We start from the raw sequence: 16,877 nt of genomic DNA, 5'->3' as shown, positions 1-16,877 counted from the left end.
GGTGTTGGGTCGGCCTGCTTGAGCTTCTGGGCGGCGGTGCGGAACTCGTCCCAGGTCTTGGGCGGGGCGGTGATGCGGCCTTCTCGTAAGAGTCCTTGCGGGTAGTAGAAGGACTGCGGGGCCGCTTTCCAGCGGCAGCGCCCAGTTCTTGCCTGCCCAGGGTGGTCAGTTCGATGGCCTGCGGCAGGTACTTGGCCTTAGAGTTCGGCGGTGACCAGCTTTGGAGATGTCCTGCACCGCGCCCTGGCTGACGAAGTCGGGCAGCTGGGGGTACTCGACGTTGAAGACGTCGGGGGCGTTGCCCGCCTTCACCGCGTTGGCGATCTTGGCGTAGCCGCCCGCGTTGCCCGAGGGGATCTCCTCGAAGGTGATCTGGACGTTCGGGTGGGAGGCGTTGAACGCGGCCACCACGTCCTTGGTGCCCTTGGCCCAGCCCCAGAAGGTGAGCGTGACCGGCTTGCCGTCGGTGGCCTGCTCGCCCGCGGCCGCCTGGGTGGAGCCGGAGCCACCGCTGCCGCAGGCGGTGAGCAGGGCGAGCGAGAGCGCGCAGGCGCCGAGCAGGAGGGCTCTGCGGGGGCGGGTGGGGTTAGCGGACATGGCTCGGCTCCTGGCAGTGAGGGGGGAATTGCACCGCTTTGATGCCGGATCACCGTTCTTACGACGATCTGACGAGGTGTGACCGCCATCTTGGGCCGCCCTCCGATCGGAGTCAAGAGATCTGGATCGAATGATCCGATCTGATCTCTGTATCGATCATTTGATCGCCCGACCTTGACGGGTGATCACCCTCCTCCTAGATTCGGCCCGGTAAGCCCCGGACGGAGGACACCCATGCCAGCCGCCATGCCCGCTCCCTTCCCGCTCCCCGCGGAGGACCGCGCCCTCAGCCCGCACACCGGCTGGACCAGGGCCCACTGGGAGGCCGCCGCAGACGGTCTGCTGGCCGCCGTCCGCCCGTACGCCTCCCCCGGCCTGGCCCGGATCGACCTGCCGGGCCCCCGCCCCAGCTGGTCCGGCCCCGCCTCGGACGGCCTGGAGGGCTACGCCCGCACCTTCCTGCTCGCCGCCTTCCGCACCGCCGGCGCCCGGGGCGAGGACCCCACCGGCCTGCTGGAGCGCTACGCCGCCGGCCTGGCCACCGGCACCGACCCGGCCTCGGCGGAGGCCTGGCCCCCGATCACCGACCGGGGCCCAGCCGATGTCGAGGCCGCCTCGATCGCCCTCGCCCTGCGCACTCACCCGCCCCTGGCTCTGGGAGCTTCCTGGACCACGCGCCGTCCGCACGCTCCGCGCCGCCCGCTGGCTGGCCGCCGCCCTCCACCGCGAACCGGTCGACAACAACTTGGCACCGGTCGTTCCCGCTCTACGGTGGCCGGTCTTTCCTGCGGTCGAGCTAGACGCCACCGACCCCGGCCTGCTGGGGGGGGAGGAGGGGCGGCACCGACGCCGAGGCCTGCCGGGCGCCGTACCCGGGGGCTGGCCAAGCTGGACGGCTGGTACCTCGGCGAGGGCTGGTACACCGACTGGCCGCCCGCGCGCGTCGAACACTACATACGCTGGGCCCTGCACCTCTACCCCTTGCTTGGCGACGCCCACCTGTCGGCGACGCCGAGCTGGTCGCCCGCCACGTCGCCCGCCTGGCCGGCCACCTCGACGGCTACGCCGCAACCTTCGGCGCCGACGGCGCCCCGCTGCACCAGGGGCGGTCCCTGATCTACGTCACGCCGCGGCCGGGGCCCTGGCTCTTTGGGCTCGGCGCCCTGTCACGGGCCACACCCTGCTGACCCCCGGCACCGACAGGCGGATGGCCTTCCGGCGCGCTGCGGCACTTTCCGTCGACCTGCGGCGTGCCGACCGGCGCGGCCTTGCTCAGCCTCGGCTGTTAAGGGCGCGCACCCCCGATGGTTCAGACTAATCGGTTGGTTGGGGGGGGTTGGGTGTTGGGGGTGGGGGTTTGGGGGGGGTGGGGTGTTTTCCGGCGCGCCGGTCGCCTAGCTGGTCGAGCAAGGGCTGTCCTCGGCCTGCTGCTCCCCGCCGATCACCTCGCTTGGACCGCCACGAACAGACCGCAACCGCCGAACTGCCGAGCTCGTCCGGCCGTTGGCGCCCCCGGCCTACTGGTGCAGTCTACGGCCGCCAGACGGGCTGGTCCGGGTGCACAACCACGGCCAGCGTACGACCAGCCCCCCGACGGCGGAGCGGCTACTGCCGGACGACCGCCTCTGTACGCCCGCTATCGCCCACTCCACCGCCACGCCCCGCTACCCGACCAAGCCGGCCCCCACAAACCAACCGTAAGTCGCTCGCCGGCCGCAGTACCCGCCACCGGGCCTGGGACGTAGATGGCCTGCGTAGAATCGTCTCCGGGACTTCGCCCCAAAAAAAAAAAGTAGCTGACAAGTTCCCATCCTTGTGGCTGTGGCACTCAGACACTGCTTTGCTGGAAACTCTTCACACTGGTACCCCAGGCCACTGTGCCGCATCACAGACATTCGTGCAGCTCTGTTCCGGTCCGACTTCTCGTCCCGCTGGGAACTGGCTACTCGGTGAGCAGAACGCGTTATGGACAGATCTGCTTCCCAGGCGTTAGGGGGAGAGGGGGGGCGTGACCTTACCTCCAATATCTCCGTTATTTCCCTCTTTCTTTTTCAAAACCCGTTTCCTTCAAAAAGTTTTCCCGTAGTGGAGGGGGCTCTCCCTGTCCCTCCGTTTCAGCGGAGTCCCCATTATCAGGTGACTACCAACCTCTTGTGTGGGGGGTGCGCAGCAAAAAGCGCGGGCCCTTTCCTTTGGCGTACAGCTTTTGGAGTCCTTGTGGGGCCATCGGCCGTTACATGCACCTGCTCCTTAATTCCTCAACGTCCCAGTAGCTTGGTATCAGGTCTTCTCTCATGTCCTTGGCTCTCCGTTGTGTTTTGTCGCCATCGTCCCAGTTAGACCACCCGTCTGTCTCAGTATGCTTATGGACTATTGCTGTTTTTATTGCTGCGATCTGAGTACTCCCATCGCACCTTGCTCTCTACACTACTAGCAACTTTCCCCATGCGTTCTTGATTACTTCTTGACTGAGCTCGGTTTCCGAGTGAGCTGGACCGCTGCTCTCGTGGGGGAAAACAGATTGACCCGTCACTCTATAATTCATCCGTCTCACTTATGTGTCCCCCCGCTCTCTGCCCTCCCTCCGGACACAACCACTTCGGTTATACGATCAACGGCGCCCCACCGGCGACGCGGCAGTCCGATCCAGTGTGCAAACGCATCGGGCACCCGGCCGCCGCTGTGCCGTGGCCTCTCTCCCCACATCCACGATCCAACAACAACCACACACCCCCATCTACCCCGCCCAGGACATCCTCGTCTCTGTATTCACCCTCGGCATTCCTCAGCCTGAGCCCGCACCGCCCGTCGAGGTCCTCCTCACACCTGGTCACCGAGGTCGCGTGTGCCACCCGGTCACCCCGCCTGCCTCGCCAGACCGGCTGGGCCGTCAAAAAAAAAAAAACCGCCGCCCGTCTGCACTCCTCGCTGCCACTAGCCCGGTGCTCCCACCGGGTCTTACACCGCCACTGACGCCCAACCACCATGAACTCGGGGCACCCTACGGTCTGCCGTTACGAAGAAATGCCGACAGGGCACGTCCAAAAAAGTCCGCCCGAGTCTTCCCTGCACGGCCGCCGCGCTCTACTCGCGGGTGTTCTTCGCGCTGCACGCCCCGGCCCTCGGTCCGGCAAACTCCCCCTGACGGCCCTTCCCCCCTCCGTCGCGTTTCACCGCCCCTCACGCTTAGCACACTATCCACTGGTGGGGGGGGTGGCGCCGACGACGGTACGCTGGCGCTTTTCCACGTCACCACAATGCGTGGGCCTGGCTTCTGCCGCGTTCACCACCCGGTGTGAGAGTGTGTCGGCGATGAGGTGGGCCTTCTCAGCTCACATCGGTCAAAGCGTCCTCTAGGACCCTGCCCGGCCTCCCCGTCCCCGAGGTCCTGCGCCTGGCCACCGAGCACGGCTGGGACGGCGTCGAACTGCGCTGCACCCCCGGCGAGCCGGTCCACCTCGACCTCGGCACCGCCGAACGCACCGCCCTGGCCCGGCAGTTCACCACCTCCGGCGTGCTGCCCCTCGCCGTCTGCTCCTACCTCCGGATCGCCGAACCGGGCGAGGACGGCCCCGTCCTCGCCGAGCTCACCGCCCACCTCCGGCTGGCCGCCGACCTCGGCGCCCCGTACGTCCGGGTCTTCCCGCGGGGCAACGACGCCACTGCCGTCCGCCGCCTGACCGCCATCGCCCCGACCGCCACCGCGCTCGGCGTCCGCGTCCTGGTCGAGACCCACGACACCCACCGCTCCGCCCGCGCCGTCGCCCGGCTCGCCGCCGCCGTCGGCTCCCCCGCCGTCGGCGGCCTCTGGGACCTGATGCACACCCACCTGGCCGGCGAGACCCCCGCCGACTCCCACACCGCCCTCGCCCCCTGGCTCGGCTACACCCAGGTGAAGGACATCGCCTCCCCCGAGGACCTCACTCCCCTCCCGCTCGGCTCCGGCACCCTCCCACTCGCCGACTGCCTCGCCCTCCTCCCCCCGACCGCGTGGGTCTCCTGGGAGTACGAGGCCCCCTGGCACCCCGCCGCCGCCCCCTTCGCACCGCTCCTCGCCCGCCCCAGGCCCAGCTGATTCCCGTTCGGGCACACCTGCCCGCCAGGGGTACCCGTACCACCTCCGATCTGCGATGATCCCCACTCACGACACCTAGCGCCTCAGGTGGGGAACATGATCGATCTGCTGCTCGTCGCCCTGCTCGCCTTCGTCGCGTTCGGCTGCGTCTGCATCCTCTGGGCCGAGCGCGGCGGCCCCCGCTGGACCCACGGCGTCGTCACGGCCATCCGGATCCTCACCGCCACCGCCGAGGCCTTCGGCAAGTCGAACCGCCGCCGCGCCACCCAGCCGTACGTCGGCGGTGACGGCGGCGGCAGTGGCGGCGACGGCTCCTGAGGTCAGATCAGTTCCAGGACCCCGACGATCTCGCCGTCGCTCAGTTCGCCGGTGGGGCGGAAGCCCAGGCCCAGGTAGAAGTTCTCCGGGCTGGCCGGGCCCTGGTGCCAGGTGACGAAGAGCCGGCGGCCGCCGCGGCGGCGGATCTCGGCCGCCACCTCCTGCACCGCGAAGCGCCCGTAGCCGCGCCCCTGCGCCTCGGCGGAGATGTTGAGCCGCCACAGTCCGGACCGGACGTCGCCGCTGCCGTCACCGAACCAGTCGATGGCCAGGAAGGCCATCAGGAAGCCGACCACCCGGTCACCGTCCATGATCAACCGAGGCCAGGCCACCCCGGGGTGGACGTACGCCTCCGCCAGCGACTTCACCACCGACGACACCACGTGCTCCTGCTCCGGGTGCACCCGGACGGCGATCGCGGCGTCCAGGTTGTCGGGCGTGATCTCGGCAAGGCTCAGTTTGCTCGGCATACCCGCAGCTTAGGGACCCGTCGGCCGCAACGACGGCACCAGGGTCCCCCGCGGCGGCTCAGCCCTCGACCAGGTCCAGGATCCGCTGCGTCAGCTCCGGGTAGCTCCAGCCGGCCCCGGCCGCCGCGAGCGGCAACAGGCTGGTGGCGGTCAGGCCGGGCAGCGCGTTCACCTCGATGCACATCGGCTCGCCGTCCGCGTCGCAGCGGAAGTCGGTGCGCGAGTAGGAACGCGCCCCGAAGCCCAGGGCGCCGTGGGCGGCCAGCGCCAGCTCCTGGAGCCGGGCCGCGAACGCCTCGTCCACGGGGGCCGGGCAGAGCTCCCGCACCGCGCCCGGCTGGTACTTGGCCGCGTAGTCGAACAGCGGGGTGGTCAGCTCGATCTCCACCACCGGCAGGGCACGGCCACCCACCACCGCCACCGTGAACTCGCGCCCGGGCAGGAACGGCTCCACCAGGAACTCCAGCCCCCGCTCGGCCACGTCGGCCGCCGCCCGCTCCAACTCCTCCTCCGTGCCGACCCGGTGGACCGAGACGCTGGAACCGTCCGCGGCCGGCTTCACCACCACCGGCCCCTGCTCGACCAACTCCCGTACGGCCTTCGGGACTTCCCGCTCCGCCGGCCCCCACAGCACCCGTCGCACCACCGGCAGCCCGGCCGCCCCGAGCACGGCCTGCGCCCGCCCCTTGTGCCAGGCCGCCGCACAGGCGGCGCTGCCCGCCCCGGTGAAGCGCACCCCCGCCATCTCCAACAGCGCCTGCACGTGCCCGTCCTCGCCCCAACCACCGTGCAGCGCCAGGAAGACCACGTCCGCACCGCGCAGCAGCTCCAGCACCGGACCGCCCGTCAGGGCCGCGTGCATCCGCCGCCGCCACGCCCCCTGATCCGCCAGCACCGGCGGCTCCTCGGGCACCGCGAACGCCGCCACCGCGTCCCCCGGCCGCAGCGGACCGGCCAGCACCGGCTCCGACGCCGCCGGGTCGACCAGCACCACCTCGTGCCCGCGCTCCAGCAGCGCCGCCGCGACGGCCCGGCCGGAGGCCGACGACACGTCCCGCTCCGGGCTCTCCCCACCACACAAGATCACGATTCGCATCCCCCGATTCTGCCGGACCGGCCTCCGGCCACGGGGCGGCGAGGAGATGAAACGGGGTCAGCGGTGCGGGGCCGACCCTTCGCGGCAGCCCGGGCCCGGCCGGCCCGCCTCGGGCCGCGGGGCGGTGGCGGGGTGACTCGGGGTCAGGGACTGCGGCTGTGGAGGGAGAAGCGTCGCCCGGCCCCGGCCCGGGCGAGCAGTGACCGGGCCGGACCGACATTGGGTTCTGGGGGGACGTCGGCACGGGGCCGGGCGACGGGCCCGGCAGACGGGCTGAACCCAGCCTCCGTGGTGGCCGACCGGCCGTCAACCACCGCGGCCCAACAGTGCCCGGGGGCCCACCGGCGCCTGCCTCCCCGGACACCCGACCCTCCTCCCGGCGGGCATCCCCGCACGTCACCACGGGTGAGGGGCCGGACGCGGGGAAGCACCACGCACCCGCGAAACGGCCCCGGAGGCAGCGGGGAGGCGCCGCGGCGACCGCACCGGGCAGTCGCCCGTGTCCGGCGGGGCAGTCCACGCGGCAGACCGCGACCCGGCCTCCGGACCGGCCCGCCCGGGAGCCGCCGAGCCCACCGCGCCGCGGAGAGCCGTCCGAACGGGACACCCGGCAGCATCAGCCCGCGGTCGCGTTCACGGCCGCAGTTGGAAGGCCGCGGTGAGGGTGTAACCGACCAGGGCACTGAAGAAGGCGACGGCGGTGACGTGACGGGACGTCACCGGCAGCCCCGCGAGCGCCGGGTAGAGCAGGACGGCGACGCCCGCGCAGACGTCGGCCGCGTACAGCCCGAGCGGCGGCAGCACGTGGGTGGTGCGGGCGGCCCAGCCGGTGGCCACCAGGAAGCCGGTGAGCAGCACGAAGCCGGAGAGGATGCCGGAGCCGATGGTGAGCAGCACGGCGTGCGGCTCCGGCTCCGGCTCGCCCTCGACCCGTACCGGACGGAAGCGGTGGCCGACGGCCAGACCGGTCATGGCGACGGTGACGGCGGCGAGGGCCCCGAGCAGGGACAGCAGGTTCACGAGCGGCTCCGGTGGTTGCGCAGGACGGGTTGCAGAAGGGCCGCCACGGCGGACGGCAGCAGGACCACCAGCAGCAGCACGGTGGACCACACCATCGGGTCCAACTCCCCTGCGGACGGCGGCACCACCGGCGGGGCGGGGGGCGCCGCCAGCACGACGGCCTGGGTCGCGGACGGCGACGGGACGGGCGGCGGCGTTGTCGGGGGCGGCGGCGCGGACGAGGACGGGGACTCCCGCGCCGATCGCAACGGAGTCGGGACCGGGCGGACGGCGGACGGGCGGGGCGCCGCGACCTCGGTCCGGCCGGGGGCGGTGACCGGCGTCGGAGTCGGCGTCGGCGCCGCACTCGCGGACGGCGGAAGGACCGTCACCGAAGGCGTGGGACCGGGCGTGGGCTTCGTGCTCGGACCGGGCGTCGGCGAAGGAGTCGGCGAAGGCGCGTGGCAGGACCACAGCCAGTGGTGCGGCCAGTGCCACGGCGGTCCGGCCGGTGGGGGGCAGGGCGGCGGGGGCGGAGACGGTGGGCAGTCGGGGGCGTCATCCATCCGGCCGATTCTGCGGCCGGCCGTGTCACGGTCTGCCAGTTTCGCCCACCATGACACCCACACGGGTGACGGCGCATCAGCGCACGGACCAGGGGCGGGCCGTGCGCCCCCTGACTGCACTCGGCCGCTCCCGCCCCGACCGGAGAGAGCACCGAAGCGATGGCCACCGCGTCACGGTCCTCGCCGCCACCGGCACGGACCGACCCCGCAGCGGGTCAGTCCACCCAGACCACCACGGCCAGCCCCCGGGCGGCAGCCCCCCGGTAGAACTCCCGGAGCATCGCGAAGTGCCGGGCGATCCACTCCAGGGTGTAGGTGCCACCGAGGCCCAACTTGGTCACCGAGGCCGCCAGTTCGCGGTCCTCCGGGAAGCGCGCGAACAGCGCTGCGGTGTCCACGGCGTCGAGCCGGGCCGAGAGTTCGGCGACCGCCGACGGGACGAGCAACGCGGGCGGCTCGCCCATGCGGTCGTAGAACTCCAGGTGGTCGAGGTACCGGACCGCCGACGGATCGTCACCGTCGAGGCTGCGCTCCAGGGTGCGGATCAGCTCCGGATCGCCCTCGGCCCACCGCAGGTAGTTGCCCAACCCCCAGGCGGCCCAGTCGAGATCGATCTCGTCCTCGGACGGCGGGCCCCATCCGGGATCGCCGTCGGCCGAGGCCGCGGCCGCACGGCGGCAGGCGTCGAGGTACTCGGTGCTCACGCGTGCGAGCTGCTGGTGCAGGGCCATGCCCGGAGTATCGCCGAACGCCACCGGCCCGGGCACCCGCGTTTTCGCAGGGCCGGGCCGCGGGTACTGACGGGCGGTCAGGCGGCGGTCCGGCTCAGGCGGCGGTCCGGCACAGGCGGGCGGAGACCAGGGAGATCCACGCCATCGCGGTGATCACGCCGACGGCCAGGGTCAGCGAGCCGGCCGGGCCGCCGCTCATCGCCCAGCCGTTGCCGAGCAGCAGGGCGGTGCCGGCGGTCCGGGAGAGCACGGCGGAGGTGCGGTCGCCGGCCAGACGGTAGTGGCGGCCCAGGAGGTAGCAGGCCGCGATGAAGGAGAGGAAGGTGACCGAGCCGGCGGCCATGTGGGCGTAGCCGTGCCAGCTGAGGGCGGTGGGCGCTCCGGCCGGGGTGCCGACCGGGAAGCCGTCGGCCGGGTCCATCACGAAGACGCCGGCCGCCGTCATGCCGAGCCCGCCGAGGCGGACCAGCCGGGGCACCCAGGTGGAGCCGGCCTGCCCCCGCATCGCCCGGCGCAGCCCGGCCGCTCCGGCGGTCATCAGCAGGCCGACCACCAGGAAGTTGGTGATCTGCACCCAGCCGAGCGGGCCGTTGCTGAGGATGCTGAGCGGGTGCCGGAGGAGCGAGAAGCCCTCCCGGGTGAGGACCTGGGCCGTCGCCACCACCGTCCAGACCGGCACGGCCGCCGCCCCGAGGGCGAGCAGCGCACGGGTGCGGGAGCGGGGACGGACGGCGGCGGCAGCGGTGGACGAGGCGGTGAAGACGGTCATGGGGGGTGCTTCCTTCCGGGGCGGTGAGCGGTTCCTCGCCGGTACGTCGTCCGGGTCGATGTGACGGGGAACAGCGACCGTTCCCTGTCACATCACCTCGTTCGACGTACCGGTGGAAGCAGAAACCGACCCACCCCCGAGGAGCACCCCATGCGTTACCTGATGACCACCAACGCCCACAGCGCCGTCCCCGACGAGAAGCTCTTCGCCGAGATGGGCGCCTTCATCGAGGAGCTGACCGCCTCCGGTGTCCTGCTGGCCACCGGCGGGCTGGCCGCCGAGTCGATCCTGGTCTCCTCCGAGGGCGAGGAGATCACGGTGACCGACGGCCCGTTCGCCGAGGCCAAGGAGGCGGTGGCCGGCTTCGCCCTGGTCGAGGTCCGCTCGCCGGAGGAGGCGGTCGAGCTGGCCCGCCGCTTCCGCCGGATCGTCGGTGACGGCCAGAGCCGCCTCCAGCAGGTGTTCACCGGCTGATCCACCCACCGTCGACGGCCACGGCCCCGGTGCGCGTCCCGCGTGCCGGGGCCGGTGTGGTGGGATGAGGAGCGTGCTGGATACCCGCCGGACGATCGACGCGGTCTGGAAGCTGGAGTCGGCGAAGATCATCGCCGGTCTGGTCCGGACGGTCCGCGACGTCGGGCTGGCCGAGGAGCTGGCCCAGGACGCCCTGGTCGCGGCGCTGGAGCAGTGGCCGCGCACCGGTGTGCCGGACAACCCGGGTGCCTGGCTGACCACCATCGCCCGACGCCGCGCGGTGGACCACATCCGCCGCTCCCAGCTGCACGAGCGCCATCAGGGCCGGCTGGCCCACGAGCTGACGCAGGAGCAGCTCCAGGCACGGCACCAGGACCCGACTCCGGGCGAGGGCGGAGGCGGGGACGACGAGAGCGGCGACGACCCGGAGGACATGCTCCGGCTGATGCTGGTCTCCTGCCACCCCGTGCTGCCCGCCGCCCAGCGGGCCGCCCTGACGCTCCGTCTGCTCGGCGGCCTCACCCCCGCCGAGATCGCCCGCGCCTTCCTCTCCACCACCCCCGAGATCACCCGGCGGATCGCCGCGGCCAAGCGGACCCTGGCCGAGCGGCGGGTCTCCTTCGAGCTGCCGGAGGGCGAGGAGCTCGCGGGGCGGCTGGCCTCCGTCCTGGAGGTGGTCTACCTGATCTTCAACGAGGGCTACTCGGCCACCTCCGGCGACGACCTGATGCGCCCCGGCCTCTGTCAGGAGGCGCTCCGGCTGGGCCGGTTGCTGGCGGTGCTGGCCCCGCGCGAGGCCGAGGTGCACGGCCTGGTGGCGCTGATGGAGATCCAGGCCTCGCGCTCGGCCGCCCGCACCGGCCCGTCCGGCGAACCGGTGCTGCTGCACGAGCAGAACCGGGGCCGCTGGGACCAGTTGCTGATCCGCCGCGGCTTCACCGCGATGCTCCGCGCCCGCGAAGTCGGCGGCAGCGCGCCCGGCCCGTACGTGCTCCAGGCCGCCATCGCGGTCTGCCACGCCCAGGCACCGACCGCCGAGGCCACCGACTGGACGCAGATCGCCGCCCTGTACGGGGCGCTGGCCCGGCTGCTGCCCACGCCGGTGGTCCGGCTGAACCGGGCGGTGGCGGTCGGCATGGCCCGTGGCCCGCAGGCCGGGCTCGACCTGGCCGACGAACTGACCGCCGAGCCCGCGCTGCGCGACTACCACCTGCTGCCGAGCGTCCGGGGTGACCTGCTGGCCCGGCTGCACCGGCCGGCCGAGGCCCGGCTGGAGTTCCGCCGGGCGGCCGAACTCACCCGCAACGCCGCCGAACGCGCCTTCCTGCTGGCCCGCGCCGACGCCCTCACGGAGCCCGGCGCCGCCCCCGGCACCGACCCTGCGGCGGGCCCGGCCCTCGGCCCGGCCACCCGCGCCTTCCTGGCCCGCCCGGAGCTGGACGCCTCGACCGTCCGCTCCTACGGGCAGACCGTGCGGCGGCTCTGCCTGGCGCTCGGGGAGGGCCGGCCGCTGGACGGGCTGACGGCCGATCAGGTGGCCGGGGTGTTCGCCGCGGCCTGGGGCAGCGCTGCCGGACGCACCTGGAACCGGCACCGCGCGGCCGTACGCTCCTTCGCCCTCTGGGCCGGACTGCCGGGCCTGGCCCAGGAGTTGGCGGCGGCGTTGGAACGCCGCCCCGAGCCGGGGCGCCGGGCCGCCGAGGCGGTCGGTCCGACCCGGTTGGACGCGCTCTGCGCGCTGCCCGGGCCGACCGTCCGCGAGCACGTGCTGTGGCGGCTGCTCAGCGAGTCCGGCGCCGGGGTGAAGGCCGTGCTGGCCCTGAACGTCGAGGACCTGGACCTGGAGGACCGCCGCGCCCGCAACGGCATCGGCTGGCGCTCCGGCACCGCCCGGCTGCTCCCCGAGCTGCTGGCCGGCCGCACCCGGGGCCCGCTGTTCCTGACCGACCGCCGCCCGGGCCCGGCCCGGCTGCCCACCGCCGACCTCTGCCCGGACACCGGCCGGGCCCGGCTCTCCTACGAGCGGGCCGAGTACCTCTTCAAGCGGGCCAGCGGCGGGCTCACCCTGAGCCGTCTCAAGCCCTGACCTCCGGTGGCCCCGGTCAGAACCCACCGGGCCCGAGGGTCAGCCGCAGCTCGTAGCGGTCCGCGCGGTAGGTCTCGTGGCTGTCGGCGCACGGGCTGCCGCCCTCGTCGAACGAGAGCCGTTCGGTGGTCAAGACGGCGGAGGGGCCGCGCAGTTCGAGCAGCCGGCGCTGGCCGGCGTCGGCCAGGGCGGCCCGGGCGGTGTAGCGGGCCGAGACCGGGGCGTGGCCGGCGGCGGTGAGCTGGGCGAAGACCGAGGCGGTGGTGAAGTCGGCGGCGGGCAGCTCGGGGGCCACCGCGAGCGGGACCAGGTCGTGCGAGACGCAGATCGGCAGCCCGTCCAGGAGGCGTAGTCGCCGCAGCTCGAACAGCGCCGAGCCGGTCGGCACCCGGAGCCGTTCGGCCTCCTCGGAGCCGGCCGGTCTGGTCCGGGTGCCGAGCACCCGGGCGGTGACCACCCGGCCCAGCGAGCGGTTGAAGTCGGCGAAGCCGAGCAGGCCGGAGGTCTCCGGGGCGTGGCTGTGGCCGATCTGCCGCACCCGCCAGCCTCGCCGTTCGGAGGACTCCACCAGGCCCTGCTCCTCCAGTGCCTTGAGGGTGCGGCGCAGGGTGGAGCGGCTGATGCCGAGCTGCTCGCAGAGGTGGCGCTCGGAGGGCAGCCGCCGGCCGGGGCCGAACGCGCCGGTGGCGACGGCGTGTTGGATCGCCTGCTGGGCGAGGACGTACGGCGGCTGGCCGGCGTCGGCGGCGACGGGCTCCAGGACGGGGTCGGCAGGCACCTGCGGTCCTCTCGGTCGGGGGCGTCCGGCACGGCGGCACGGGACTTTGGTCCGGCTTTCATCTGGTATCGCTCTGGTATACCTGAAGGTGTCCGGAGGGGGGGAGACACCACGCCGGGGCCCGCGCCCCGTGCTCCTCGAACGGAAGGACCTCCCATGACCCGCATCCTCGACCTCGACGGCGCCCAGCTCACCGCCCTGCGCGGCCGCGCCCTGACCGCCGCCGTCGCGGAGAGCGAGGGCCGCACCATGGTCGGCGAGGTCTGGCCGAACACCGCGATGCTGGCCGGCGCGCACGAGACCGGCGGGGTCTCCAACATCGAGATCGCGGCGGCCTTCGGCGCCGACCTCGTCGTCCTCAACCTGGTGGAGACGGTCTTCGACGGCGAGCGCTGGCGGCTGCCGGTGCTCGGCGAGTTCGCCACGCTGGCCGAGCTCTCGGACTTCGTCGGGCGGCCGATCGGCGTCAACCTGGAGCCGGGCACGGTGCCCGAGGGCCGCAAGGCCACCGTGGAGAACGCCCGCCGCCTGATCGACCAGGGAGCCGCGATGCTCTGCGTCACCGCCAACCCGGCGACCGGGGCCGGCCTGGCCGACATCGCCCGCACCAGCGAGCAGTTGAGGTCCGCGCTCGGCGAGGACGCCGCGATCTGGTCCGGGAAGATGCACCTGGCCGGGCGCTCCGAGCCGCTGGACGCGGCGGGCATGGCGGCGGTGGCCGAGGCCGGGGCGGACGGCGTCCTGGTCCCGCTGCCCGGCACCGTCCCGGGCGTCACCCGGGAGATCGCCGCCGAGGCCGTGCGGCGCATCCACGCGGCCGGGGCGATCGCGATGGGCACCATCGGCACCAGCCAGGAGGGCTCGCACCGCAATCTGGTGCCCCAACTCGCCCTGAACGCCAAGGAGATCGGGGTCGATGCGCACCACTTCGGGGACGCCTTCGTGTCCGGCGCGATGGACCCCGAGTTCATGTACGACTACTCGGTGGCGATCCGCGGCCGCCGGCACACCTGGATCCGGATGGCCCGCAACGTTCGCAAGCGTGGCTGAGGCCGGGCCCTCGCGGCGGCCGGTGAGCCGATCCTCCGTACCCTGACGGGCAGTCAGATGACTGAGGCCGCCGGTACGGCCGCGGCGGCACTGTGGTGCTGCACCCGGGAGAACGGAACCCGGGGCAGCACCGAACAGTCACCGCAGAGGAGTTCACCGTGAAGCTTCGCACCACCGCCGTACGTCTCGCCCTGGGAACCGCCGCCCTGACCGGGGCCCTGCTCGCCACGGCCGTACCGGCCAACGCCTCCGTGCTCAAGGACGTCAGCAGCGGCTCGGGCAGCTGCCCGGCCAACTGGGTCTGCCTGTGGAGCGACAACAACTTCGTCCGGGGCAACCCCAAGGGCGGCACCGACTACGGCGCGGTCGGCTCGGACGAGAACACGGCCGACATGGGGAAGATCGTCTTCGAGAGCAAGCTCTGGCGCTGGAAGGGGATGCAGGACGAGGCCTCCTCGGTGGTGAACAACACCGGGAGCGCCATCTGCTTCTACGAGCACAACAACTACGGCGGCCTGGAGTTCCGGGTCGGCCCGCACGAGAAGTGGGCCTCGGTGCCGGGATGGATCAACGACAGGATCAGCTCCTTCAAGTACTGCTGACCCCCCGTAGACCCACCGATCCCGAGAAGAGGCCCACCGTGTTCACCAAGACCAAGCTCGCCAAGTTCGGCGTCTCCGCCGCCCTCGCGGCCGGACTGACCCTCGCCCTGTCCACCTCGGCCAACGCCGCCAGTGTCTACGACATCAGCCACGGCGCCGGCTCCTGCCCGGACGGCTACGTCTGCCTCTGGCCGGAGGCCAACTTCATCCACCACAACTTCGCCCTGGAGTCCAAGTACGGCTCCTACGGCTCGAACCAGAACGTCGGCGACATGGGAAAGCTGGGCCGCGGCCCGGCCGGCGACAAGGGCATGCAGGACGTCGCCTCCTCGCTCGTCAACAAGACCGGGAGCAGCATCTGCTTCTACGAGCACAACTGGTACGGCGGCCTGCAGTTCAAGGTCGGCCCGCACGAGGAGTGGCCGTACCTGCCGGGCTGGATCAACGACAAGATCAGCTCGTTCAAGTACTGCTGACCGGCGCGAGCGGGCTCAGGCCGCGCCGCCGCAGGAGGTGCGGACCTTCAGGCTCGGCAGCAACTCGATGTGGTGGGCGGGGAGTTCGGGCTCCCCGCCCAGCCGTCGCAGCAGCAGCGACAGGGCGGTGGCACCGACCGCCCGCTTGGGCGGGGCGACGGCGGTGAGCGGCGGCGCGGCCAGGGCGGCGAAGACGTCGTCGTAGGAGATCAGCGCGATGTCGGCGGGCACGTCCAGGCCCAGCGATCGGAGCACGGGCGGGAGTTGGATGGCGTCCTGGTCGTTGTGGACCAGGACCGCGCGGGTGCCCTTGCGGGCGGCCGCGGCGATCTTCTCGGCGACCAGGGCCGGGTCGGCGGGGCCGCCGCCGGGGCGGTGCAGGTCGATCACCGGATGAGCGGCGAGGCCGAGCAGCTCGGCTCCCGCGGCGTAGCCGGTGCGGACCTGGTGGGCGGTCCAGGTGTCCTCGCGTGCGGCCAGCAGTACCGAGGTGTGCCCGAGGGCGGCAAGGTGACGCAGTGCCAGCAGCGCGCCGTGGCGGTGGTCGGAGACCACCGAGTCGAGTTCGGCGCCGGGGCTCTCGGGGGCCGCGCGGCGCTCCACCAGGACGGCGGGGACGGGCAGCTCGCCGAGCCAGGCGGAGTCCTCGGCCCGGCCGCCGGGCTGCCAGTTGGGGGTGAGCAGCAGGCCGTCCACGCCGGAGTCGAGCAGGCGGGCGGCCTGCTCCTGGTCGTCGCGGGCCTCGTAGGGGGCGATGCCGAGCACCAGGCGGGCACCGGCCGCCGCCGCGGCGGTCCGGGCACCGGCGATCACCTCGTCGAAGTAGGAGCCGACGGTGGGCACCAACATGCCGATCACCCGCTCACCCGTGGGGACCGGCGCGGCCGGGTCGGCGGCGGCGAGCGAGACGGAGCCGTGCGAGCGGTTGAGGCGACCGCTCTCGGCGAGGGCGGCGACGTCGCGGCGGACGGTCACGGCCGGGATGCCGAGACGGGTCGCCAGGTCCGCCACCCGGACCGTGCCGAGCTCGCGGACGGCCTCGGTGATGCGGGTCCGCCGTTCGTCGGCCGAGATGGTCATGGGCTTCCTTCTCCAGATCTGCGGTCTGCGGGTGCACGGGTCTGTCGCGATCGTCTGATCACTTTGTATCATTCGATCGCCGTTTGATCTAACGGTCTGCAGTGATCCGTTCACCGCTCAAGGAGTCCACCCCACTCATGCTCCTGCCTCGCACAGCCCTCACCCTCCTCGCGGTCACCGCCGCCGTCCTCCCCGCCGCTCCGGCGGCCGAGGCCGCCGCGGGAGCCCACTACCTCGACTGCTCCGCGCCCACCAACGGTACCGGCACGGCCGCCAGCCCCTGGAACAACCTGGCCGCCGCCAACGCCCACCTCTTCGGGCCCGGTGACCAGCTCCTGCTCAGGCGCGGCGCGACCTGCCTGGGCACCCTCAAGCCCCAGGGCTCCGGCACCGCCGGCTCCCCCGTCACCCTGTCCGGCTACGGCACCTCCACCTCCCGTCCCGTGGTCCAGGGCGACCCGGCCTCCACCGAGAAGGCCGCCGTCCACCTCTACAACGTCGAGCAGTGGGAGCTGCGCGAGCTGGAGATCACCTTCCCCGACCCCGCCGCCACCAAGCGCGAACGCAACGGCCTGCTGGTGGAGATCGCCGACCTCCCCGACGGCGTCGGCACCCACTACCTCGCCGACGACCTCTACGTCCACGACGTCAACGGCGACGCCACCAAGTGGTCCAACGGCATCCAGTTCCGGGTCTCGGGCCTGGCCACC

General features: G+C 72.7%; 17 protein-coding genes and 1 pseudogene. 9 read left to right on the top strand and 9 right to left on the bottom strand.

Going from position 1 to position 16,877, the window contains the following annotated elements:
- Positions 1–165: 165 nt before the first annotated feature.
- Positions 166–597 carry an ABC transporter substrate-binding protein gene (locus tag ABD946_RS02155; RefSeq protein ID WP_345279485.1) on the bottom strand — a complete coding sequence of 144 codons (432 nt, stop codon included), beginning with the start codon at positions 595–597 and terminating at the stop codon, positions 166–168.
- A 234-nt stretch (positions 598–831) separates the two neighbouring features.
- On the opposite strand from ABD946_RS02155, the gene ABD946_RS42375 reads away from it, so the two are divergent.
- The 3 genes from ABD946_RS42375 (at position 832) to ABD946_RS02140 (ending at position 4,990) form a co-directional block, all read left to right on the top strand.
- Positions 832–1,713 (top strand): DUF2264 domain-containing protein, encoded by an 882-nt coding sequence (locus ABD946_RS42375; protein WP_425558500.1) that lies wholly within the window; start codon positions 832–834, stop codon positions 1,711–1,713.
- 2,245 nt (positions 1,714–3,958) lie between these two features.
- Positions 3,959–4,672 (top strand): sugar phosphate isomerase/epimerase family protein, encoded by a 714-nt coding sequence (locus ABD946_RS02145; RefSeq protein ID WP_345279487.1) that lies wholly within the window; start codon positions 3,959–3,961, stop codon positions 4,670–4,672.
- 96 nt (positions 4,673–4,768) lie between these two features.
- Positions 4,769–4,990: a hypothetical protein gene (locus ABD946_RS02140; RefSeq protein WP_345279483.1), complete on the top strand. Its 222-nt coding sequence runs from the start codon at positions 4,769–4,771 to the stop codon at positions 4,988–4,990.
- A gap of 2 nt (positions 4,991–4,992) precedes the next feature.
- Here the strand turns inward: ABD946_RS02140 and ABD946_RS02135 are convergent, their stop codons facing one another.
- The 6 genes from ABD946_RS02135 to ABD946_RS02110 all read right to left on the bottom strand — a co-directional run bounded on the left by ABD946_RS02135 (position 4,993) and on the right by ABD946_RS02110 (position 9,621).
- Positions 4,993–5,460 (bottom strand): GNAT family N-acetyltransferase, encoded by a 468-nt coding sequence (locus tag ABD946_RS02135; RefSeq protein ID WP_345279481.1) that lies wholly within the window; start codon positions 5,458–5,460, stop codon positions 4,993–4,995.
- A gap of 58 nt (positions 5,461–5,518) precedes the next feature.
- Positions 5,519–6,556, bottom strand: a complete 1,038-nt coding sequence (locus ABD946_RS02130) for a D-alanine--D-alanine ligase family protein (protein ID WP_345279479.1) — start codon at positions 6,554–6,556, stop codon at positions 5,519–5,521.
- 633 nt (positions 6,557–7,189) lie between these two features.
- Positions 7,190–7,576, bottom strand: a complete 387-nt coding sequence (locus ABD946_RS02125) for a hypothetical protein (protein ID WP_345279477.1) — start codon at positions 7,574–7,576, stop codon at positions 7,190–7,192.
- The gene (locus tag ABD946_RS02120; RefSeq protein WP_345279475.1) at positions 7,573–7,731 is read right to left on the bottom strand and encodes a hypothetical protein; all 159 of its coding nucleotides are present in this window, start codon (positions 7,729–7,731) and stop codon (positions 7,573–7,575) included. The genes ABD946_RS02125 and ABD946_RS02120 overlap by 4 nt, the downstream gene beginning before the upstream one ends.
- 605 nt (positions 7,732–8,336) lie before the next feature.
- A complete protein-coding gene (locus ABD946_RS02115; RefSeq protein WP_345279473.1) occupies positions 8,337–8,852 on the bottom strand; it encodes a DUF1877 family protein in 516 nt (171 codons plus the stop codon).
- Positions 8,853–8,946: 94 nt separating this feature from the next.
- On the bottom strand, positions 8,947–9,621 hold the full coding sequence (locus ABD946_RS02110) for a DUF998 domain-containing protein (protein WP_345279471.1): 675 nt from the start codon (positions 9,619–9,621) through the stop codon (positions 8,947–8,949).
- Positions 9,622–9,771: 150 nt separating this feature from the next.
- On the opposite strand from ABD946_RS02110, the gene ABD946_RS02105 reads away from it, so the two are divergent.
- On the top strand, positions 9,772–10,095 hold the full coding sequence (locus ABD946_RS02105) for a YciI family protein (protein WP_345279469.1): 324 nt from the start codon (positions 9,772–9,774) through the stop codon (positions 10,093–10,095).
- Positions 10,096–10,168: 73 nt separating this feature from the next.
- Entirely contained in the window at positions 10,169–12,181 is a 2,013-nt protein-coding gene (locus ABD946_RS02100; RefSeq protein WP_345279467.1) for a DUF6596 domain-containing protein, read from the top strand.
- A 16-nt stretch (positions 12,182–12,197) separates the two neighbouring features.
- Here ABD946_RS02100 and ABD946_RS02095 read toward each other — a convergent pair whose 3' ends face one another.
- A complete protein-coding gene (locus ABD946_RS02095; RefSeq protein WP_345279465.1) occupies positions 12,198–12,959 on the bottom strand; it encodes a GntR family transcriptional regulator in 762 nt (253 codons plus the stop codon).
- Positions 12,960–13,115: 156 nt separating this feature from the next.
- On the opposite strand from ABD946_RS02095, the gene ABD946_RS02090 reads away from it, so the two are divergent.
- The 3 genes from ABD946_RS02090 (at position 13,116) to ABD946_RS02080 (ending at position 15,087) form a co-directional block, all read left to right on the top strand.
- Positions 13,116–14,009, top strand: coding sequence for a DUF7916 family protein (locus ABD946_RS02090; RefSeq protein ID WP_345279463.1), 894 nt, complete (start codon positions 13,116–13,118; stop codon positions 14,007–14,009).
- A gap of 158 nt (positions 14,010–14,167) precedes the next feature.
- Entirely contained in the window at positions 14,168–14,611 is a 444-nt protein-coding gene (locus ABD946_RS02085; protein WP_345279461.1) for a peptidase inhibitor family I36 protein, read from the top strand.
- A gap of 38 nt (positions 14,612–14,649) precedes the next feature.
- Complete coding sequence (locus ABD946_RS02080; RefSeq protein WP_345279459.1) at positions 14,650–15,087, top strand: peptidase inhibitor family I36 protein; 438 nt, start codon at positions 14,650–14,652, stop codon at positions 15,085–15,087.
- A gap of 15 nt (positions 15,088–15,102) precedes the next feature.
- Here ABD946_RS02080 and ABD946_RS02075 read toward each other — a convergent pair whose 3' ends face one another.
- Positions 15,103–16,167, bottom strand: coding sequence for a substrate-binding domain-containing protein (locus tag ABD946_RS02075; RefSeq protein ID WP_345279457.1), 1,065 nt, complete (start codon positions 16,165–16,167; stop codon positions 15,103–15,105).
- Positions 16,168–16,304: 137 nt separating this feature from the next.
- Here ABD946_RS02075 and ABD946_RS02070 point away from each other — a divergent pair.
- Positions 16,305–16,877 (top strand): annotated as a pseudogene (locus tag ABD946_RS02070) (right-handed parallel beta-helix repeat-containing protein); the annotation flags it as partial.

Source organism: Kitasatospora albolonga, from assembly GCF_039535905.1.
Taxonomy (GTDB): domain Bacteria; phylum Actinomycetota; class Actinomycetes; order Streptomycetales; family Streptomycetaceae; genus Kitasatospora; species Kitasatospora albolonga.
Note: the sequence above shows the minus strand (reverse complement) of the source record. Positions and strands in the feature narration are given on the sequence as shown.